Origin of the sequence: Micromonospora sp. CA-249363 (genome assembly GCF_050950185.1) — a bacterium.
In the GTDB taxonomy this organism is placed as follows: domain Bacteria; phylum Actinomycetota; class Actinomycetes; order Mycobacteriales; family Micromonosporaceae; genus Micromonospora.
In genome coordinates this window covers 6,238,881-6,259,517 of record NZ_CP192020.1, presented here as the reverse complement: position 1 = coordinate 6,259,517, position 20,637 = coordinate 6,238,881, and the positions used below count along the sequence as shown (strand labels likewise).

Genomic DNA, 20,637 nt, shown 5'->3' with positions numbered 1-20,637 from the left:
GTACTCTTCAAACGTCATCCGTGTTGTCATGGATGAGGAACCACCCAGAGACCGCTGGTCACCGTGCTTCGGCACGGTCGAAGGTCCCGCGACGACGGGCGACCCGCGTAGGGCGGCAAGCGTAACTCGGCAGTGAGCATGGTCCGCCGACCGTGACTTCCCGCCGGCCCTCGCCCCGTGCGCCCTGCGCCCGGGGCTTTTCGTTGTCGTGTTGCCTCCGCCCCCGCTCCGGCTTCGGCCGTGTCGGGGACCAGCCTCGAGTAACGAGAGAGGAGGGACATGGCGGACAAGCCGATCCGAGCCGACAAGGCCACGGCCGTCGCTGAGCTGACCGAGAGCTTCCGCAGCGCGGGCGCCACCGTGCTGACCGAGTACCGCGGTCTGACGGTTTCCCAGCTCACCCAGCTGCGGCGCTCGCTCGGTGCCGAGACCAGCTACACGGTCGCGAAGAACACGCTGGCGAAGCGTGCCGCGACGGACGCGGGCATCACCGGCCTCGACGAGCTGTTCACCGGTCCTACCGCGCTGACTTTCGTTTCGGGCGACGTCGTCGAGGCGGCGAAGGGGCTTCGCGACTTCGCGAAGGCCAACCCGAAGCTCGTCATCAAGGGCGGTGTCTTCGAGGGCAAGGCCATTTCCGCGGCCGAGGTCACGAAGCTCGCCGACCTGGAGTCCCGCGAGGTGCTGCTGGCCAAGCTGGCCGGCGCGATGAAGGGCAACCTGAGCAAGGCCGCGGCCCTGTTCCAGGCCCCGCTGGCGAAGACCGCCCGTCTGGCGGCCGCCCTGCAGGACAAGCGCGAGAAGGAGGGCGCCGAGGCGGCCTGAGGCCCTCCCGGCGCACCAGTTCTTACTTAACAGATTCAGGAAAGGACGCCAGACATGGCGAAGCTCAGCACCGACGAGCTGCTCGACGCGTTCAAGGAGATGACGCTGATCGAGCTCTCCGAGTTCGTGAAGCAGTTCGAGGACACCTTCGAGGTCACCGCCGCGGCTCCGGTCGCGATCGCCCAGGGTGGCGGCGGCGGTGCCACCGCGGCTCCGGTCGAGGAGGAGAAGGACGAGTTCGACGTCATCCTCGAGGCTGACGGCGGCAAGAAGATCCAGGTCATCAAGGTCGTGCGTGAGCTGACCGGCCTGGGCCTCAAGGAGGCCAAGGACGCGGTCGAGTCCGCGCCGAAGGCCATCCTGGAGAAGGTCAACAAGGAGACCGCCGAGAAGGCGAAGGCCAAGCTCGAGGGTGAGGGCGCCAAGGTCACCCTCAAGTGACCTGAGCTCCACCTGCGCGTACCCGGCTCGGTGAGCTGGGACACGATCGCGTCGCGGCGGGCGGTGATCCGACACGGATCACCGCCCGCCGTGTTTCGCGGACCGGGCGACAACGGTCCTGAGCTGGGCAGTAATGGCTCGGTGACGGACCACCCGCACGGGTGCCCGGATCGCCCTCAGGTGGGAAAGAACCGACGACCCGGATACCGGCCCTTGACGCGGCCCCGGCCTGCCAGGCACCCTGACAGCAGCAAGACACCGCGCTTGCGACGGCCACGATGTGGGTAATGACAGCGACGGCACCATCGGTCGCGGTTACCCGAGCGGCCCAGTGGGGAGTTGCGTTCCGAGCGGCCCGGCTGACCCCGGTGAAACGGGGGCCGAGGCGCGTTCCGCAAACGACCTGCGGGGTGGGCTGGACAGCGGTTAGCCTCTCGGCTACACTGCTAGTTTGCGCTGCCTTCCGACTTGACCCCTGCTCGGAAATGTCCGTTTACGGATAATTCTGGTGGGGTCATTGGAGTGCACGCGTACCAGCCGTTCTGCAGCACCGGTCCTCGGAAGGACGCATCTTGGCAGCTTCCCGCCCTGCGAAGACCAGTCGTACGTCGAGCGCATTCGCTCCCCGCCGAGTTTCATTCGGCAGGATCACCGAACACCTCGAGGTCCCCAACCTCCTTGCCATCCAGAACGAGTCCTTCGACTGGCTCGTCGGCAACGAGGCTTGGCAGGGCCGGTCGGCGGACGACCCGCACGCACGCTCGGGTCTCGCGGAGATCCTTGAAGAGATCAGTCCCATTGAGGACTTCTCCGGCACCATGTCGCTCTCCTTCTCGGCGCCGCGCTTCGACGAGGTCAAGGCCTCGATCGAGGAGTGCAAGGAGAAGGACCTGACCTACTGCGCTCCGCTCTTCGTGACCGCGGAGTTCACCAACAACACCACTGGCGAGATCAAGAGCCAGACGGTGTTCATGGGTGACTTCCCGATGATGACGCCCAAGGGCACCTTCGTCATCAACGGCACCGAGCGCGTCGTGGTCAGCCAGCTCGTCCGGTCCCCGGGCGTCTACTTCGACAAGCAGCCGGACAAGACCTCCGACCGCGACCTCTCCAGCGTCAAGGTCATCCCGAGCCGGGGTGCCTGGCTGGAGTTCGACATCGACAAGCGCGACACGGTCGGCGTACGCATCGACCGCAAGCGCCGGCAGGCCGTCACGGTCCTGCTCAAGGCCATCGGATGGTCGGCCGAGCGGATCCGTGAGCGGTTCGGCTGGTCCGAGCTGATGATGACCACGCTCGAGAAGGACCACATCGCCGGCCAGGATGAGGCCCTGCTAGACATCTACCGCAAGCTCCGCCCTGGCGAGCCGCCGACGCGCGAGAACGCCCAGACCCTGCTCGACAACCTCTTCTTCAACCCGAAGAGGTACGACGTCGCCAAGGTCGGGCGCTACAAGTTCAACAAGAAGCTCGAAGTGGACGTGCCGATCACCACCGGCACGCTCACCGAGGACGACATCGTCGCCACCGTCGAGTACCTCTGCCGGCTGCACGCCGGTGAGGAGGGCTACGAGGCCGACGACATCGACCACTTCGGCAACCGGCGCCTGCGCACCGTGGGTGAGCTGATCCAGAACCAGGTTCGGGTCGGCCTCTCCCGCATGGAGCGGGTCGTCCGCGAGCGGATGACCACGCAGGACGTCGAGGCGATCACGCCGCAGACCCTGATCAACATCCGCCCGGTGGTGGCGGCGATCAAGGAGTTCTTCGGTACGTCGCAGCTGTCCCAGTTCATGGACCAGACCAACCCGCTGGCGGGCCTGACCCACCGGCGTCGGCTGAGCGCGCTCGGCCCGGGCGGTCTGTCCCGGGAGCGGGCCGGCTTCGAGGTCCGTGACGTGCACCCGTCCCACTACGGCCGGATGTGCCCGATCGAGACGCCGGAAGGCCCGAACATCGGCCTGATCGGCGCCCTGTCCACCTTCGCCCGGGTCAACCCGTTCGGCTTCATCGAGACGCCGTACCGGAAGGTCGTCGAGGGTCGGGTCACCGACCAGATCGACTACCTGACCGCGGACGAGGAGGACCGGTTCGTCAAGGCGCAGGCCAACGCGCCGCTGCGGGCCGACGGGACGTTCGCCGAGGACCGGGTCCTCGTCCGTCGTAAGGGCGGCGAGACCGAGGACGTGGCGCCGGGCGCCGTCGACTACATGGACGTCTCGCCGCGGCAGATGACCTCGGTCGCGACCGCCATGATCCCGTTCCTCGAGCACGACGACGCCAACCGGGCACTGATGGGCGCGAACATGCAGCGCCAGGCGGTGCCGCTGGTCAAGGCCGAGGCGCCGCTCGTGGGTACGGGCATGGAGTACCGGGCCGCGGTCGACGCGGGCGACGTGGTGGTCGCCGAGGTCGGCGGTGTGATCGAGGATCTCTGCGCCGACTACGTCACCATCCACCAGGACGACGGTCACCGCCGGACGTACCTGCTGCACAAGTTCCGTCGCTCGAACGCCGGCTCCTGCGTCAACCAGAAGCCGGTGGTCTTCGAGGGCGACCGCGTCGAGGCCGGTCAGGTCATCGCCGACGGTCCGTGCACCGACGAGGGCGAGATGGCACTCGGGCGCAACCTGCTCGTGGCCTTCATGACCTGGGAGGGGCACAACTACGAGGACGCGATCATCCTGTCGCAGCGCCTCGTGCAGCAGGACGTGCTCACCTCGATCCACATCGAGGAGCACGAGGTCGACGCCCGGGACACCAAGCTCGGCCCGGAGGAGATCACCCGCGACATCCCGAACGTCAGCGAGGAAATGCTCGCCGACCTCGACGAGCGCGGCATCATCCGGATCGGCGCCGAGGTCGTTCCCGGCGACATCCTGGTCGGCAAGGTCACGCCCAAGGGTGAGACCGAGCTGACCCCGGAGGAGCGGCTGCTCCGCGCGATCTTCGGTGAGAAGGCGCGTGAGGTTCGGGACACCTCGCTGAAGGTGCCGCACGGCGAGACCGGCACGGTCATCGGTGTGCGCACGTTCTCCCGCGAGGACGGCGACGAGCTGCCGCCGGGCGTCAACGAGCTGGTCCGGGTCTACGTCGCCCAGAAGCGCAAGATCCAGGACGGTGACAAGCTCGCCGGCCGGCACGGCAACAAGGGCGTCATCTCGAAGATCCTGCCGATCGAGGACATGCCGTTCCTGGAGGACGGCACCCCGGTCGACATCGTGCTCAACCCGCTGGGTGTGCCGTCCCGGATGAACATCGGCCAGGTCCTGGAGACCCACCTCGGGTGGGTGGCCAAGACCGGCTGGAGTGTGGACGGCGACGACGCCGAGTGGAAGCGCCAGCTTCGCTCGATCGACGCGCACGAGTCCGAGCCCGACACCAACGTGGCCACTCCGGTCTTCGACGGTGCGCGCGAGGAGGAGATCTCCGGTCTGCTCGAGTCGACCCTGCCCAACCGGGACGGCAAGCAGCTGATCGGGCGCACGGGTAAGGCGCAGCTGTTCGACGGTCGTTCCGGTGAGCCTCTGCCGGACCCGATCGCGGTCGGCTACGTCTACATCCTGAAGCTCAACCACCTGGTCGACGACAAGATCCACGCTCGGTCGACCGGCCCGTACTCGATGATCACGCAGCAGCCGCTGGGTGGTAAGGCGCAGTTCGGTGGTCAGCGCTTCGGTGAGATGGAGTGCTGGGCGATGCAGGCGTACGGCGCCGCGTACGCCCTGCAGGAGCTTCTCACGATCAAGTCCGACGACGTGCTCGGCCGGGTGAAGGTCTACGAGGCCATCGTCAAGGGCGAGAACATCCCGGAGCCGGGCATCCCGGAGTCGTTCAAGGTGCTGCTCAAGGAGCTGCAGTCGCTGTGCCTCAACGTTGAGGTGCTGTCCAGCGACGGTGTGGCCCTGGAGATGCGCGAGACCGACGACGAGGTGTTCCGGGCCGCGGAGGAGCTGGGCATCGACCTGTCCCGGCGCGAGCCGAGCTCGGTCGAAGAGGTGTAAGTGGTGCGGGTCGGGGGCCTCCGGGCCCCCGACCCCCGCCCGTGATCTAGCTGTAAAGACGACGACATAGGGGACATAGTGCTCGACGTCAACTTCTTCGACGAGCTGCGCATTGGTCTCGCCACGGCCGACGACATCCGTCAGTGGTCGCACGGCGAGGTCAAGAAGCCTGAGACCATCAACTACCGCACCCTGAAGCCGGAGAAGGACGGGCTCTTCTGCGAGAAGATCTTCGGTCCGCAGCGGGACTGGGAGTGCTACTGCGGTAAGTACAAGCGCGTCCGGTTCAAGGGCATCATCTGCGAGCGCTGCGGCGTCGAGGTGACCCGCTCCAAGGTCCGTCGTGAGCGGATGGGGCACATCGAGCTCGCCGCTCCGGTGACCCACATCTGGTACTTCAAGGGCGTCCCGAGCCGGCTGGGCTACCTGCTGGACCTCGCCCCCAAGGACCTCGAGAAGATCATCTACTTCGCCTCGTACGTCGTGACGAGCGTGGACGCGGAGTCGCGTCACCGTGACCTCTCGACGATCGAGAACGAGATCCTGGCCGAGAAGCGGCAGTCCGAGAACAGCCGCGACTCGGAGATCGAGAAGCGGGCCGCCAAGCTCGAGGCCGACCTGGCCGAGCTGGAGGCCGAGGGTGCCAAGGCGGACGTCCGGCGCAAGGTCAAGGAGGGCGGAGAGCGCGAGATGCGCCAGATCCGCGACCGGGCCCAGCGCGAGATCGACCGCCTGGACGAGGTGCTGGACACCTTCCGCAAGCTGGAGCCGAAGCAGCTGGTCACCGACGAGCTGCTCTACCGCGAGCTGCGCGACCGGTTCGGTGAGTACTTCACCGGCTCGATGGGCGCCGAGGCCATCAAGGCGCTGGTCCAGAACATGGACCTCGACGCCGAGGCCGAGAGCCTGCGCGAGACCATCCGGTCCGGCAAGGGCCAGCGGAAGATCCGGGCGCTCAAGCGGCTCAAGGTCGTGGCGGCGTTCCTGAACACCCGCAACTCGCCGCTCGGCATGGTGCTGGACTGCGTCCCGGTCATCCCGCCGGACCTGCGCCCGATGGTGCAGCTCGACGGTGGTCGGTTCGCGACCTCGGACCTCAACGACCTGTACCGCCGCGTGATCAACCGGAACAACCGCCTCAAGCGGCTGATCGACCTCGGCGCGCCCGAGATCATCGTCAACAACGAGAAGCGGATGCTCCAGGAGGCCGTCGACGCGCTGTTCGACAACGGCCGTCGTGGCCGGCCGGTCACCGGTCCGGGTAACCGTCCGCTCAAGTCGCTGTCCGACATGCTCAAGGGCAAGCAGGGCCGGTTCCGCCAGAACCTGCTGGGCAAGCGCGTCGACTACTCCGGCCGTTCGGTCATCGTGGTCGGCCCGAAGCTCAAGCTGCACCAGTGCGGTCTGCCCAAGCAGATGGCCCTGGAGCTGTTCAAGCCGTTCGTCATGAAGCGGCTGGTCGACCTCAACCACGCGCAGAACATCAAGTCCGCCAAGCGGATGGTCGAGCGTCAGCGCCCGGTCGTGTGGGACGTGCTGGAAGAGGTCATCGGCGAGCACCCGGTGCTGCTCAACCGGGCGCCCACCCTGCACCGTCTGGGCATCCAGGCGTTCGAGCCGCAGCTGGTCGAGGGCAAGGCCATCCAGATCCACCCGCTGGTCTGCACCGCGTTCAACGCCGACTTCGACGGTGACCAGATGGCGGTGCACGTGCCGCTGTCCGCCGAGGCCCAGGCCGAGGCGCGGATCCTGATGCTGTCGTCGAACAACATCCTCAAGCCGGCCGACGGCAAGCCGGTCACCATGCCCACCCAGGACATGGTCATCGGCCTGTACCACCTCACCCACCTCACCGCCGGTGAGAAGGGCGAGGGCCGGGCGTTCAGCTCGGACGCCGAGGCGCGGATGGCGTTCGACAACGGCGAGCTGCACCTGCAGGCGCCGGTGAAGATCCGCCTGCGCGACGTGATCGGTGTCGACAACGGCGCCGGCGCCGAGCCGTGGACCGCCCCGGAGGGCTGGGTCGAGGGTGAGCCGCTGACCGTGGAGACCACCCTCGGTCGGGTGCTGTTCAACGAGACGCTGCCGCAGGGCTACCGCTTCGTGAACTACGAGATCCGCAAGGGTCAGCTCTCCGCGATCGTCAACGACCTCGCCGAGCGCTTCCCCAAGGTGGCGCTGGCCGCCACCCTGGACGGGCTCAAGGAGGCCGGCTTCCACTGGGCCACCTGGTCCGGCGTGACGATCGGCATGGAGGACGTCATCGCACCGCCGCGCAAGGCGGAGATCCTGGCGAAGTACGAGAAGGAAGCCGACCGGATCGACAAGCAGTACCAGCGTGGTCTGATGACCGCCGAGGAGCGTCGCGGCGAACTCATCGAGATCTGGACCAAGGCGACCAACGAGGTCGCCAAGGAGATGGACACCGCGCTGCCGCAGGAGAACCCACTGTGGAAGATGATCAACTCGGGTGCTCGCGGTAACCTGCTTCAGCTCCGGCAGATCGCGGCGATCCGTGGTCTGGTGGCCAACCCGAAGGGCGAGATCATCCCGCGGCCGATCAAGGCCAGCTACCGGGAGGGTCTGTCCGTGCTGGAGTACTTCATCTCCACGCACGGTGCCCGTAAGGGTCTCGCCGACACCGCGCTGCGGACCGCCGACTCGGGTTACCTGACCCGTCGTCTGGTGGACGTCTCCCAGGACGTCATCATCCGCGAGGAGGACTGCGGCACCGACCGGGCGATCCCGATGCAGATCGGCGAGCGTCTGGACGGCAAGCTCGTCGTCCACACCCACGCGGAGACCAGCGTGCACGCCCGTACGCTGGCCGACGACATCAAGGGGCCGGACGGCACCGTGGTGGCCGAGCGCGGCCAGGACATCAACTCCATCGGGGTCGACAAGATCGTCGCCGCCGGCGTGGAGACGGTCCGGGTGCGCAGCGTGCTCACCTGCGAGTCGAAGCTGGGCGTCTGCGCGGCCTGCTACGGCCGTTCGCTGCCGACCGGCAAGTCGGTCGACATCGGTGAGGCCGTCGGCATCATCGCCGCCCAGTCCATCGGTGAGCCGGGTACGCAGCTGACGATGCGTACCTTCCACACCGGTGGTGTCGCGGGTGAGGACATCACCCAGGGTCTGCCGCGTGTGCAGGAAATCTTCGAGGCCCGGGTTCCGAAGGGTAAGGCGCCCATCGCCGACACCCCCGGCCGGATCCGCATCGAGGACGGCGAGCGCTCGCGGAAGATCATCGTGGTGCCGGACGACGGCAGCGACGAGATCGTCTACGACAAGATCTCGAAGCGGGTCAAGCTCCGTACCCACGACGGCGGTCACGTCGAGGTCGGCGAGAAGCTCACCGAGGGCACCATCGACCCGCACGAGCTGCTGCGCATCCTCGGTCCGCGCGCGGTCCAGGTCCACCTGACCCAGGAGGTCCAGGAGGTCTACCGCTCGCAGGGCGTGCTCATCCACGACAAGCACATCGAGATCATCATCCGCCAGATGCTCAAGCGGGTGACGGTCATCGACTCCGGCTCGACCGAGTTCCTGCCGGGTGTGCTCGTCGACCGGGCGCTGTTCGAGTCGGAGAACCGCCGGCTCGTGTCGGAGGGTGGCGAGCCCGCCGCCGGCCGCCCGGTGCTGATGGGTATCACCAAGGCCTCGCTGGCCACCGACTCCTGGCTCTCCGCGGCCTCCTTCCAGGAGACCACGCGGGTGCTGACCGACGCTGCGATCAACTCGCGCAGCGACTCGCTGGTCGGCCTCAAGGAGAACGTGATCATCGGTAAGCTCATCCCGGCCGGTACGGGCATCAGCAAGTACCGCAACGTCCGGGTCGAGCCGACCGAGGAGGCCAAGGCCAAGGTCTACTCGATGACCGGTTACCCGGAGACCGACTACGGTTTCGGGCCGGCCAGCGGGCAGGCTGTGCCGCTGGACGACTTCGACTTCGGGTCGTACCGCTAAGCACCAGACAACGACGAGGCCCCCGGCATCCGCCGGGGGCCTCGTCGTTTCCGGACCGCCCTGCGAGCGGACCGGGTTGGGCATGATGGAGGCATGACGACCGCATCCGGGCAGGTGTCCGTCGCCTCTTCGGACCCGCGCCACCCGCTCGATCCGGATCCGGCCCGTGCCACCAAGGCGCGGGCGGTCTTCGCGCTGGGGTTGCTCGGCATGCTGACCGGGCTGTTCATCGGCGGGGTGGTGCCGGCGACGGTGGCGCTCCAGCTGGCCCGGCAGGCGCGCCGGGAGGCGTACGCCTCGGGGGGTTTTCTGACCGGGAGTGTCTGGCTGCGGCGAGGGGAGCGGATGGCCTGGACCGGCCTGGTGCTGGTCGCGGTCAGCGTGGTCGTCGTCGTGGTGATCGGCGTGGTCCGGCTGGCCGGCACGCCGCTCGGGCACGACTACCCGGCGAACATGGACTGATCCGACCGGCGACCGCGCCCGGCGCGGATGGCGCCGCCTCCGGCGGTAGCCTGGCCGGTGTCCGCCGCGCGCGCTGGCGGCCCTGTCGACAGGAGGACCTCGTGACGGAACCGGCGCGGCCCCCGGCGGATGAACCAGCCGGGCATCCTGACGCGCCGGCTTCGGGCGCGACTTCCGGCTCGCCGGCTCCGGACGCGACTCCCGGTGTGGATTCCTCCGCGCCGGTTTCGGGCGCGGCTCCCTCGGGACGAGCTGTTGAGGCCACCTCCGGCCCGATTCCGGGCGCAGAGTCGTCCCCGGGCGCTGAATCGCCTGCCTCCGCCCCGGACACCGGTACGACCGTGCCGGCGGCCTCGTCCGCACCGGTCACGGACTTCGGGCCGGTGCCCCCGGCGCGGAGTGAGTGGGCGCAACCCCAGGCGGGTGGGCAGTCGACCCCGACGACCGGCGGCCCCGGTGCGGGTGCGCCGTCGCCGGCGGGCTGGGGCCCGCCACCCTCGCCCGCGTGGGGTCCGCCCACGGCCGAGTGGGGCGGGGTCTTCCCGCCCGGTCACCAGCAGTCCCATCCGGCCTCCGGTACGCCCGTGCCGTACGGCTGGGCCCAACCACCGCCGGGGCCTTCCGCGCCGCACGGGTGGGGCCAGCCGCCGTCCGGGCCCGGCACGCCGGCCGGCTGGGGCCACCCACCGTCGGGACCGCCCGGCTGGGGGCAGCCCTCGGCGGGACCGCCCGGCTGGGGGCAGCCGGCGCCGGGGCACTTTCCCGCCTGGGGTACGCCTGCCCCGCGGCCGGTGCCGCCGCCCACCGATGACCAGCGGAGGCCGCCGAAGCGGGTCGAACCGGTGCCCGGTACGCCGTTCGGCGTGGTGCACCTGGACGTGCCGCCGGTGACCGCCGGGCTGGCGACCGGATCGCTGGTGGCCGGTATCGCGTCGATCCTGGTCTCGCTGTTGGTGATCTGCGTCGGTGTGGCCTTCGCGACCCGCGGAGGAGTGTGGGTCTCCGGCGCGTTCGCGGTGCTGGGGGTGCTGGCGGGGTTGGCGGCGGTCGGCACCGGTCTGCTGGCCCAGCGACAGATCCGCCGGCCGGCCGCGCCGTCGGCGGTGCGGTTCACCGGTCGAGGGCTCGCGGTGGCCGGTGTCAGCTGCGGCGCGGCGGGTGCCCTGCTGAGCCTGTTGGGTCTGGGGCTGGGGTTGCTGATCAGTCTGACGTGACAGGCGCGCCGGGACGTAGGCGTGGCTCAGGTGATGCGTGGGGGCCTGCCCGGGGGCGACGGGTGCTTCGGCGGGGAAGCCGGTACACTTGTGTTCGTAGGTGCCCATCGCGGGTGCCGAGGCGGGACGCGATCCGGCCGGTGAGTGTGAGACGTTCGCCGACCCATTCCGTTTTGACCTGGGCGGCTGTGGTAGGTACTCTTTCCCCTTGCGCCCGGGCGTGCCCGGGCGACTCGTGCGTGCGCTGGTTCCGGAATCCGGACGGCGGCACGACAAGCCAAAGATCCGGAGCGGGGCGATCCGCGTGCCGGGGACAGAAACCCGGTACGCCCGCGACAGCGTCCGCACCGGGACCGTGAGTTGGGCGACACGCCCGACCGCGGGTGCCGGGGCCGCCGCAAGGTGACCCTGGTCGGAATGTAGGAGAGCCGGTCAGCAGGCTGGCTAACGAGCAGACGGCGCGGCCGCGGAAAGCGGCCGAAGGGAGCGGAGAAACCCGGTGCCCACCATTCAGCAGCTGGTCCGAAAGGGCCGTCAGGCCAAGACGACCAAGACCAAGACCCCTGCGCTCAAGGGGTCTCCCCAGCGGCGCGGCGTGTGCACCCGCGTGTACACCACCACCCCGAAGAAGCCGAACTCGGCGCTGCGCAAGGTCGCTCGTGTCAAGCTCAGCAGCCAGATCGAGGTAACCGCCTACATCCCGGGTGTCGGCCACAACCTGCAGGAGCACTCGATCGTGCTCGTGCGTGGCGGTCGTGTGAAGGACCTCCCCGGCGTGCGTTACAAGATCGTCCGCGGCTCGCTGGACACCCAGGGTGTCCGCAACCGCAAGCAGGCGCGCAGCCGTTACGGCGCGAAGAAGGAGAAGAGCTGACATGCCGCGTAAGGGACCCGCTCCGCGGCGGCCGCTGGTCGCTGACCCGGTGTACAACTCGCCGCTGGTCACCCAGCTGGTGAACAAGATCCTGCTGCGCGGCAAGCGTCAGCTCGCCGAGTCGATCGTGTACGCGGCCCTCGAGGGCTGCCGCGAGAAGTCCGGCACCGACCCGGTCGTCACCCTCAAGCGGGCGATGGACAACGTCAAGCCGACCCTCGAGGTGCGCAGCCGTCGTGTCGGTGGCGCCACCTACCAGGTGCCGGTCGAGGTTCGCCCCACCCGGGCGACCACGCTGGGCCTGCGCTGGCTGGTCACCTACTCCCGCGCCCGTCGCGAGAAGACCATGGTCGAGCGGCTGATGAACGAGCTGCTGGACGCGAGCAACGGCCTCGGTGCCGCCGTCAAGCGGCGCGAGGACACGCACAAGATGGCCGAGTCCAACAAGGCCTTCGCGCACTACCGCTGGTAACACCTGAGGTTCCGGCGCCCACCGGGCGCCGGAACCGCCACCAGTTGAGTCGAGACGACGATAAGTAGGGATTGAAGTGGCCGCCGCAGACGCGCTCGCCAACGTACGCAACATCGGCATCATGGCGCACATCGATGCCGGTAAGACCACGACCACCGAGCGAATCCTGTTCTACACCGGCATCACGTACAAGATCGGTGAGGTCCACGAGGGCGCCGCCGTCATGGACTGGATGGAGCAGGAGCAGGAGCGTGGTATCACCATCACCTCCGCTGCCACCAAGTGTGAGTGGAAGGGCCACACGATCCAGATCATCGACACGCCTGGCCACGTCGACTTCACGGTCGAGGTCGAGCGGTCGTTGCGTGTCCTGGATGGTGCGGTCGCGGTCTACGACGGTGTCGCCGGCGTGGAGCCGCAGACGGAGAACGTCTGGCGGCAGGCCGACAAGTACAACGTCCCGCGGATGTGCTTCGTCAACAAGCTCGACCGGACCGGCGCCGACTTCTTCCGCTGCGTGCAGATGATGATCGACCGGCTGAACGCCACCCCGCTGGTGCTCCAGATCCCGATCGGGCTCGAGGGCGACCACATCGGTGTCGTCGACCTGATCGGCATGCGCGCCCTCACCTGGCGCGGGGAGACCCAGAAGGGTGAGGACTACGCGATCGAGGAGATCCCGGCCGAGCTGGCCGACTCCGCGGCCGAGTGGCGCGAGAAGCTGATGGAGACCCTCGCCGACGTCGACGACTCGGTGATGGAGAAGTACCTGGAGGGCGAGGAGGTCTCCGTCGAGGAGATCAAGGCCGCCATCCGGCGTGCCACCATCGCCGGCAAGGCCAACCCGGTGCTGTGCGGCTCGGCGTTCAAGAACAAGGGCGTCCAGCCCATGCTCGACGCCGTGGTCGACTTCCTGCCGTCGCCGCTGGACGTTCCGGCGATCGAGGGCACGGCCACCGACGGCGAGACGCCGATGCTGCGCAAGCCGTCGAAGTCCGAGCCCTTCTCCGGCCTGGCGTTCAAGATCCAGACCGACAAGCACCTTGGCAAGCTGACCTACGTCCGGGTCTACTCCGGCGTGGTCGAGACCGGCACCCAGGTGGTCAACTCCACCAAGGACCGCAAGGAGCGCATCGGCAAGATCTACCAGATGCACGCCAACAAGCGGGAAGAGCGCAGCTCGGCCCAGGCTGGCGACATCATCGCGGTGCAGGGTCTCAAGCAGACCACCACCGGCGACACGCTGTGCGACCCGGCGAACCCGGTCATCCTGGAGTCGATGACCTTCCCGGAGCCGGTCATCGAGGTCGCCATCGAGCCGAAGACCAAGGCCGACCAGGAGAAGCTCAGCACCGCCATCCAGCGGCTGGCCGAGGAGGACCCGACCTTCCGCGTCAAGCTGGACGAGGAGACCGGTCAGACGGTCATCGCCGGCATGGGCGAGCTGCACCTGGACATCCTGGTCGACCGGATGCGCCGCGAGTTCAACGTCGAGGCGAACATCGGTAAGCCGCAGGTGGCGTACCGCGAGACGATCCGCCGCAAGGTGGAGAAGATCGAGTACACCCACAAGAAGCAGACCGGTGGTTCCGGCCAGTACGCCCGCGTCATCGTGAGCGTCGAGCCGCTGCCGCTGGACAACGACTCGCCGACCTACGAGTTCGCCAACGCCGTCACCGGTGGTCGCATCCCGCGGGAGTTCATCCCGTCGGTCGACGCCGGTGCCCAGGACGCCATGCAGTACGGCATCCTGGCGGGCTTCCCGCTCGTCGGTGTCAAGCTGACGCTGCTGGACGGCCAGTACCACGAGGTCGACTCCTCGGAAATGGCATTCAAGATCGCCGGCTCGATGGTGATGAAGGAGGCGGCCCGCAAGGCCGACCCCGCGCTGCTCGAGCCGATGATGGCCGTTGAGGTCACCACTCCTGAGGAGAACATGGGTGACGTCATCGGCGACCTCAACTCCCGCCGCGGCATCATCCAGGCGATGGAGGAGCGCAGCGGCGCCCGCATCGTGAGGGCTCTGGTGCCGTTGTCGGAGATGTTCGGCTACGTCGGCGACCTGCGGTCGAAGACCCAGGGCCGGGCTAGCTACAGCATGCAGTTCGACTCCTACGCCGAGGTTCCGCAGAGCGTCGCGAAGGAGATCATCGCGAAGGCGACGGGCGAGTAACTGCCGCGAGCAGGTGATTCGTGGTCGGTCGCGGGTGACTCAACCCGCCCGCGGCCACCACGATCGGATCGCGTGAGACCGGGCCTGTAGGCTTCATCGCCGCAGAACCCACAAAAGCTCTCCGGCCGCCAGGCCGGAAAGGCTGTCGACAGAGTCCTAAGCGCCGACCGGCGCGCCGGGCGTACGAACCAAGAAGTCCACAGGAGGACACCAGTGGCGAAGGCGAAGTTCGAGCGGACTAAGCCGCACGTCAACATCGGCACCATTGGTCACATCGACCACGGTAAGACGACGCTGACGGCGGCCATCACCAAGGTCCTGCACGACCAGTACCCGGACCTGAACCCGTACACGCCGTTCGACGAGATCGACAAGGCGCCGGAGGAGAAGGCCCGCGGCATCACGATCTCGATCGCGCACGTCGAGTACCAGACCGAGGCGCGGCACTACGCGCACGTGGACTGCCCCGGCCACGCGGACTACATCAAGAACATGATCACCGGTGCCGCGCAGATGGACGGCGCGATCCTGGTGGTCGCGGCGACCGACGGCCCGATGCCGCAGACCCGTGAGCACGTGCTGCTCGCGCGTCAGGTTGGCGTGCCGTACATCGTCGTGGCGCTCAACAAGAGCGACATGGTCGACGACGAGGAGCTCCTGGAGCTCGTCGAGCTCGAGGTCCGTGAGCTGCTCTCCTCGCAGGAGTACCCGGGTGACGACCTGCCGGTCGTCCGGGTCTCGGCGCTGAAGGCCCTCGAGGGTGACCCCGAGTGGACCGGCAAGCTCCTGGACCTGATGACCGCGGTCGACACCGCGATCCCGCAGCCGGAGCGCGAGACCGAGAAGCCGTTCCTCATGCCCATCGAGGACGTCTTCACGATCACCGGTCGTGGCACCGTCGTCACCGGTCGCGCCGAGCGCGGCATCCTCAAGCCGAACGAGGAGGTGGAGATCGTCGGTATCCGCGAGAAGTCGCAGAAGACGGTCTGCACCGGTATCGAGATGTTCCGCAAGCTGCTCGACGAGGCCCGCGCGGGTGAGAACGTCGGTCTGCTGCTGCGTGGCATCAAGCGCGAGGACGTCGAGCGCGGCATGGTGGTCGTCAAGCCGGGCACCACGACCCCGCACACGGAGTTCGAGGCGACGGTCTACATCCTCTCCAAGGAGGAGGGCGGCCGGCACACCCCGTTCTTCCAGAACTACCGCCCGCAGTTCTACTTCCGGACCACGGACGTCACCGGTGTCGTCACCCTCCCCGAGGGCACCGAGATGGTCATGCCGGGTGACAACACCACCATGTCGGTGAAGCTGATCCAGCCCATCGCCATGGAGGAGAACCTCAAGTTCGCGATCCGCGAGGGTGGCCGCACCGTCGGCGCCGGGTTCGTCACCAAGATCCAGAAGTGACCTGGGTAACCCCGATTAGACCCGCCGCCGGTCGTGCGGCATACTAGTCAGGTTGCGTAACGACAGTTCGTCGCCTGTGTTCGGCTTTCGCTGAACCTCCGGGTGACGAGACAGTCGAGCGTAGGGTGGTTGGCGGCCCAGTCGCCAACCACCCTCGCACGGCGTTCAGGTCGCGGTAGTGCGATCGGCGCCTTGACCCACCGCGCGGTCAGCACCACTCCGGAACCTCGGGGCGGAGCCTGGCCCGAGGGCGCGACACGCCCGACCGCGGGGGTCGGCGAAGTGGGCCTGTGCCAGCCGGTACAGGCGCCCGCAACACAGCGGCATCGAGAGAAGGAACAGAAGCCACCATGGCGGGACAGAAGATCCGCATCCGGCTCAAGGCCTATGACCACGAGGTCGTCGACTCCTCGGCTCGGAAGATCGTCGAGACGGTGACGCGTACCGGGGCGCAGGTCGCGGGCCCGGTGCCGCTGCCCACGGAGATCAACCGTTTCTGCGTTATCCGCTCGCCGCACAAGTACAAGGACTCGCGCGAGCACTTCGAGATGCGCACGCACAAGCGGCTGATCGACATCATCGACCCGACCCCGAAGACGGTCGACTCGCTCATGCGCCTCGACCTGCCGGCTGGCGTCGACATCGAGATCAAGCTGTAGGGACCGGACAAATGGACAGGCAAGTCAAGGGGATCCTGGGCGCCAAGCTCGGCATGACCCAGGTCTGGGACAACAACAAGGTTGTTCCCGTGACCGTGGTCGAGGCCGGCCCGTGCGTCATCAGCCAGGTTCGTAGCGCCGAGAAGGACGGTTACTCCGCGGTCCAGCTCGCCTACGGCACGATCGACCCGCGCAAGGTCAAGAAGCCGGTCAGCGGGCACTACGCGAAGGCGGACGTGGCGCCGCGCCGGCACATCGTCGAGCTGCGCACCACGGACGCGTCGGAGTACTCGCTCGGCCAGGAGATCACGGTCGAGGAGTTCCCGGTGGGCGTCACGATCGACGTCACCGGCAAGACCAAGGGCAAGGGCTACGCCGGCCCGATGAAGCGGCACGGCTTCCACGGTCTGCGCGCCAGCCACGGTGTCGAGCGCAAGCACCGCTCGCCCGGCTCCATCGGCGCCTGCGCCACCCCGGGTCGTGTCTTCAAGGGCACACGGATGGCCGGTCGCATGGGTGGCGTGCGCTACACCGTGCAGAACCTCACCGTCCAGGCGGTCGACACCGAGAACAACCTGCTGCTCGTCCGGGGTGCCATTCCTGGTCCCAAGGGCGCGCTCGTTCTGGTCCGTACCGCGGCGAAGAGCAAGGTGAAGAAGGGCGGTGCGGCCAAGTGACCACCGTTGACGTGCGCACCGTCGAAGGCACCACCAGCGGCTCGGTCGAGCTGCCGGCGGACATCTTCGACGTGCAGGCCAACGTCGCGCTGATGCACCAGGTCGTGGTGGCCCAGCTCGCGGCGGCCCGACAGGGCACGCACAAGGCCAAGACCCGCGGCGAGGTCGCCGGTGGCGGCAAGAAGCCGTACAAGCAGAAGGGCACCGGTCGCGCCCGGCAGGGCTCGATCCGCGCGCCGCAGTTCGCCGGAGGTGGCGTGGTGCACGGTCCCGTGCCGCGCGACTACAGCCAGCGGACCCCGAAGAAGATGAAGGCCGCCGCGCTGCGGGGTGCCCTCTCCGACCGGGCCCGCGCCGGGCAGGTGCACGTCGTCGAGGCGTTCGTCTCGGGCGAGAAGCCGTCGACCAAGGCCGCCCTGGCCACGCTCGCCAAGCTCACCGAGGCCCGTCGGGTCCTGGTCGTGCTGAGCAGCACCGACGAGCTGAACTGGGTGTCGCTGCGCAACGAGCAGCGGGTGCACCTGATCGAGTCCGGCCAGCTGAACACGTACGACGTGCTGGTGGCCGACGACGTGGTCTTCACCAAGGACGCCCTGGACGAGTTCCTGGGCGTGCCCGCCGAGACCACCGAGGAGGGTGGCAAGTGAGCACGATCGCCGACCCGCGCGACATCATCGTGGCGCCGGTCGTCTCGGAGAAGAGCTACAGCGAGCTGAACCGGAACTGGTACACCTTCCTGGTGCACCCGGACGCGAACAAGACCGAGATCAAGATCGCTATCCAGCAGATCTTCGACGTCCGCGTCCTGACGGTCAACACGCTCAACCGCCAGGGCAAGCGCAAGCGCACCAAGACCGGCTTCGGTCAGCGCAAGGCGACCAAGCGGGCGATCGTGAAGCTGGCTGACGGTGACCGTATCGAGGCCTTCGGCGGCCCGGTCAGCTGAGGGGTGTAGACAATGGCTATCCGTAAGTACAAGCCGACGACGCCGGGCCGTCGTGGCTCCAGCGTCGCCGACTTCGCCGAGATCACCCGGTCCACGCCGGAGAAGTCGCTGCTGGCTCCGCTGCCGAAGAAGGGCGGGCGTAACGCCCACGGCCGGATCACCACGCGGCACCACGGCGGCGGTCACAAGCGCCAGTACCGTCTGATCGACTTCAAGCGGGTCGACAAGGACGGCGTGCCGGCGAAGGTCGCTCACATCGAGTACGACCCGAACCGCACCGCGCGCATCGCGCTGCTGCACTACGCCGACGGCGAGAAGCGGTACATCATCGCGCCGAAGGACATGAAGCAGGGCGACCGCGTCGAGTCCGGTCCGGGCGCCGACATCAAGCCGGGTAACAACCTGCCGCTGCGCAACATCCCGGTCGGTACCACGATCCACAACGTGGAGCTGCGTCCGGGCGGCGGGGCCAAGCTCGCCCGCTCCGCCGGCGTCGGTATCCAGCTGCTCGGCCGCGAGGGCGCGTACGCGACCCTGCGTATGCCGTCCGGCGAGATCCGGCGGGTGGACGTGCGCTGCCGCGCCAGCATCGGCGAGATCGGCAACGCCGACCAGTCGAACATCAACTGGGGTAAGGCCGGCCGTATGCGGTGGAAGGGCAAGCGCCCGACCGTCCGTGGTGTCGCCATGAACCCGGTCGACCACCCGCACGGTGGTGGTGAGGGTAAGACCTCCGGTGGTCGCCACCCGGTCAACCCGCAGGGTAAGCCCGAGGGCCGCACCCGCCGTAAGGGCCAGCCGAGTGACCGGCTGATCGTCCGCCGTCGCTACGCCACGCGTAAGCGCGGCTGAGGGAGATAAGACATGCCTCGCAGCCTGAAGAAGGGCCCGTTCGTCGACGACCACCTGCTCAAGAAGGTGGAGGTCCAGAACGACAAGGGCTCCAAGAACGTGATCAAGACCTGGTCGCGGCGCTCGACGATCATCCCGGAGATGCTGGGGCACACGATCGCCGTGCACGACGGACGCAAGCACGTCCCGGTGTTCGTGACCGAGGCGATGGTCGGGCACAAGCTCGGCGAGTTCGCGCTGACCCGCACGTTCAAGGGTCACGAGAAGGACGACCGGAAGAGCCGTCGGCGCTGACGCCGCGGGCATACGGATAGAGGGAACAAGGGGTTACAGCGATGCCAGGAAAGGGCGACGCTCCGGTGCTTCCGGGCGCGCGGGCGGTTGCGCGGCACGTGCGCATCTCGCCGATGAAGGCGCGCCGGGTGGTCAACCTCGTCCGCGGCCTGCCCGCGAAGGAGGCTCTCACGGTGCTGCAGTTCGCGCCGCAGGCTGCGAGCGAGCAGGTGTACAAGGTGCTCGCTAGCGCGATCGCCAACGCGGAGAACAACGAGCGGCTGGACCCCGACGCGCTGCTCGTCAGCGAGGCGTTCGTGGACGAGGGCCCGACGATGAAGCGGTTCCAGCCGCGGGCGCAGGGTCGGGCGTACCGGATCCGCAAGCGCACCTGTCACATCACCGTGGCGGTCGAGGCGGTCGCGCCGGCAGCGCCGAGGAAGGCCGCGGCGAAGAAGGCCGCCCCGGCCACGGAGGCCGCACCGGCCGAAGCGCAGAGCAAGACGGAGGACGCCGAGTAATGGGTCAGAAGGTTCACCCCACTGGGTTCCGGCTCGGCATCTCGACCGACTGGAAGTCCCGCTGGTTCGCGGACAAGCTCTACAAGGACTACATCGGCGAGGATGTCAAGATCCGCCGCATGATGTCCAAGGGCCTCGAGCGTGCCGGGATCTCCAAGGTCGACATCGAGCGCACCCGCGACCGCGTCCGCGTCGACATCCACACCGCCCGGCCGGGCATCGTCATCGGCCGTAAGGGTGCGGAGGCCGACCGGATCCGCGGCGAGCTGGAGAAGCTCACCGGCAAGCAGGTCCAGCTGAACATCATCGAGGTGAAGAACCCCGAGTCGGACGCTCAGCTCGTCGCGCAGGGCGTGGCCGAGCAGCTGTCCAGCCGGGTCAGCTTCCGTCGGGCGATGCGCAAGGCCATGCAGTCGGCCATGAAGAACCCGGTCTGCAAGGGCATCCGGGTTCAGGTCTCGGGTCGCCTCGGCGGCGCCGAGATGAGCCGGACCGAGTTCTACCGTGAGGGCCGGGTTCCGCTGCACACGCTGCGGGCCAACATCGAGTACGGCTTCTTCGAGGCCCGTACCACGTTCGGCCGGATCGGCGTGAAGGTCTGGATCTACAAGGGCGACGCCGTCCCGGGCCGGGAGGCTCCGGCCGAGGCCGGTCCGTCCCGCCCGCGTCGTGGTGAGCGCGGCGACCGTCCCGAGCGTCCGCGCCGTGGCCGGTCGGGTTCGTCCGGCACCACGGCTGGTGGCACCGAGGCCGGTCGGGCTGCTGCGACCACCATCGCGCAGCAGGCCGAGACGCCGAGCGGCGAGCCGGTCGACAGCGCTGCTGTCGCGGCCACTGCTGCTCCGGCAGAAACGCAGCAGGAGGGCTGACA

At 68.2% G+C, this 20,637-nt stretch carries 18 protein-coding genes; all 18 read left to right on the top strand.

What is annotated here, in order from left to right; translation table 11 throughout:
• Positions 1-279 precede the first annotated feature (279 nt).
• The 18 genes from rplJ (at position 280) to rpsC (ending at position 20,635) form a co-directional block, all read left to right on the top strand.
• On the top strand, positions 280-825 hold the full coding sequence (rplJ, locus tag ACQPZK_RS28010) for a 50S ribosomal protein L10 (protein ID WP_433535767.1): 546 nt from the start codon (positions 280-282) through the stop codon (positions 823-825).
• Between the two features lie 54 nt (positions 826-879).
• Positions 880-1,266: a 50S ribosomal protein L7/L12 gene (gene rplL, locus ACQPZK_RS28005; RefSeq protein ID WP_355242181.1), complete on the top strand. Its 387-nt coding sequence runs from the start codon at positions 880-882 to the stop codon at positions 1,264-1,266.
• 572 nt (positions 1,267-1,838) lie between these two features.
• Positions 1,839-5,270, top strand: a complete 3,432-nt coding sequence (locus ACQPZK_RS28000) for a DNA-directed RNA polymerase subunit beta (RefSeq protein WP_421473223.1) — start codon at positions 1,839-1,841, stop codon at positions 5,268-5,270.
• Positions 5,271-5,348: 78 nt separating this feature from the next.
• A complete protein-coding gene (locus tag ACQPZK_RS27995; RefSeq protein WP_422736968.1) occupies positions 5,349-9,236 on the top strand; it encodes a DNA-directed RNA polymerase subunit beta' in 3,888 nt (1,295 codons plus the stop codon).
• Between the two features lie 93 nt (positions 9,237-9,329).
• Positions 9,330-9,698, top strand: coding sequence for a hypothetical protein (locus tag ACQPZK_RS27990; protein ID WP_433535766.1), 369 nt, complete (start codon positions 9,330-9,332; stop codon positions 9,696-9,698).
• A gap of 842 nt (positions 9,699-10,540) precedes the next feature.
• The gene (locus ACQPZK_RS27985) at positions 10,541-10,912 is read left to right on the top strand and encodes a hypothetical protein (protein WP_433535765.1); all 372 of its coding nucleotides are present in this window, start codon (positions 10,541-10,543) and stop codon (positions 10,910-10,912) included.
• Positions 10,913-11,411: 499 nt separating this feature from the next.
• On the top strand, positions 11,412-11,786 hold the full coding sequence (rpsL, locus tag ACQPZK_RS27980; RefSeq protein WP_007465318.1) for a 30S ribosomal protein S12: 375 nt from the start codon (positions 11,412-11,414) through the stop codon (positions 11,784-11,786).
• A 1-nt stretch (position 11,787) separates the two neighbouring features.
• The gene (gene rpsG, locus ACQPZK_RS27975; RefSeq protein WP_007465317.1) at positions 11,788-12,258 is read left to right on the top strand and encodes a 30S ribosomal protein S7; all 471 of its coding nucleotides are present in this window, start codon (positions 11,788-11,790) and stop codon (positions 12,256-12,258) included.
• A 76-nt stretch (positions 12,259-12,334) separates the two neighbouring features.
• A complete protein-coding gene (gene fusA / locus ACQPZK_RS27970) occupies positions 12,335-14,431 on the top strand; it encodes an elongation factor G (RefSeq protein ID WP_421473219.1) in 2,097 nt (698 codons plus the stop codon).
• Between the two features lie 213 nt (positions 14,432-14,644).
• Positions 14,645-15,838, top strand: a complete 1,194-nt coding sequence (gene tuf / locus ACQPZK_RS27965) for an elongation factor Tu (protein ID WP_433535764.1) — start codon at positions 14,645-14,647, stop codon at positions 15,836-15,838.
• 350 nt (positions 15,839-16,188) lie between these two features.
• Entirely contained in the window at positions 16,189-16,497 is a 309-nt protein-coding gene (rpsJ, locus tag ACQPZK_RS27960; RefSeq protein ID WP_007073037.1) for a 30S ribosomal protein S10, read from the top strand.
• 11 nt (positions 16,498-16,508) lie between these two features.
• On the top strand, positions 16,509-17,174 hold the full coding sequence (gene rplC, locus ACQPZK_RS27955) for a 50S ribosomal protein L3 (RefSeq protein WP_433535763.1): 666 nt from the start codon (positions 16,509-16,511) through the stop codon (positions 17,172-17,174).
• The gene (gene rplD, locus ACQPZK_RS27950; protein ID WP_433535762.1) at positions 17,171-17,821 is read left to right on the top strand and encodes a 50S ribosomal protein L4; all 651 of its coding nucleotides are present in this window, start codon (positions 17,171-17,173) and stop codon (positions 17,819-17,821) included. The genes rplC and rplD overlap by 4 nt, the downstream gene beginning before the upstream one ends.
• Positions 17,818-18,120, top strand: a complete 303-nt coding sequence (gene rplW, locus ACQPZK_RS27945; protein ID WP_088998352.1) for a 50S ribosomal protein L23 — start codon at positions 17,818-17,820, stop codon at positions 18,118-18,120. Before rplD ends, rplW begins: the two co-directional genes overlap by 4 nt.
• 12 nt (positions 18,121-18,132) lie before the next feature.
• Complete coding sequence (gene rplB, locus ACQPZK_RS27940; protein WP_030329891.1) at positions 18,133-18,972, top strand: 50S ribosomal protein L2; 840 nt, start codon at positions 18,133-18,135, stop codon at positions 18,970-18,972.
• A gap of 12 nt (positions 18,973-18,984) precedes the next feature.
• The gene (rpsS, locus tag ACQPZK_RS27935) at positions 18,985-19,266 is read left to right on the top strand and encodes a 30S ribosomal protein S19 (protein WP_007465299.1); all 282 of its coding nucleotides are present in this window, start codon (positions 18,985-18,987) and stop codon (positions 19,264-19,266) included.
• 41 nt (positions 19,267-19,307) lie between these two features.
• Positions 19,308-19,766 carry a 50S ribosomal protein L22 gene (gene rplV, locus ACQPZK_RS27930; RefSeq protein WP_007465297.1) on the top strand — a complete coding sequence of 153 codons (459 nt, stop codon included), beginning with the start codon at positions 19,308-19,310 and terminating at the stop codon, positions 19,764-19,766.
• A complete protein-coding gene (rpsC, locus tag ACQPZK_RS27925; protein WP_091402401.1) occupies positions 19,766-20,635 on the top strand; it encodes a 30S ribosomal protein S3 in 870 nt (289 codons plus the stop codon). Before rplV ends, rpsC begins: the two co-directional genes overlap by 1 nt.
• Positions 20,636-20,637 lie beyond the last annotated feature (2 nt).

Bases quoted from the DNA above. Each gene is read 5' to 3' on its own strand.
- rpsJ (WP_007073037.1), top strand. From the start codon at position 16,189: ATGGCGGGACAGAAGATCCGCATCCGGCTCAAGGCCTATGACCACGAG.
- rpsG (WP_007465317.1), top strand. From the start codon at position 11,788: ATGCCGCGTAAGGGACCCGCTCCGCGGCGGCCGCTGGTCGCTGACCCG.
- rplC (WP_433535763.1), top strand. From the start codon at position 16,509: ATGGACAGGCAAGTCAAGGGGATCCTGGGCGCCAAGCTCGGCATGACC.
- ACQPZK_RS27990 (WP_433535766.1), top strand. From the start codon at position 9,330: ATGACGACCGCATCCGGGCAGGTGTCCGTCGCCTCTTCGGACCCGCGC.
- rpsC (WP_091402401.1), top strand. From the start codon at position 19,766: ATGGGTCAGAAGGTTCACCCCACTGGGTTCCGGCTCGGCATCTCGACC.
- rplV (WP_007465297.1), top strand. From the start codon at position 19,308: ATGCCAGGAAAGGGCGACGCTCCGGTGCTTCCGGGCGCGCGGGCGGTT.
- rplB (WP_030329891.1), top strand. From the start codon at position 18,133: ATGGCTATCCGTAAGTACAAGCCGACGACGCCGGGCCGTCGTGGCTCC.
- rpsS (WP_007465299.1), top strand. From the start codon at position 18,985: ATGCCTCGCAGCCTGAAGAAGGGCCCGTTCGTCGACGACCACCTGCTC.
- rplJ (WP_433535767.1), top strand. From the start codon at position 280: ATGGCGGACAAGCCGATCCGAGCCGACAAGGCCACGGCCGTCGCTGAG.
- rplL (WP_355242181.1), top strand. From the start codon at position 880: ATGGCGAAGCTCAGCACCGACGAGCTGCTCGACGCGTTCAAGGAGATG.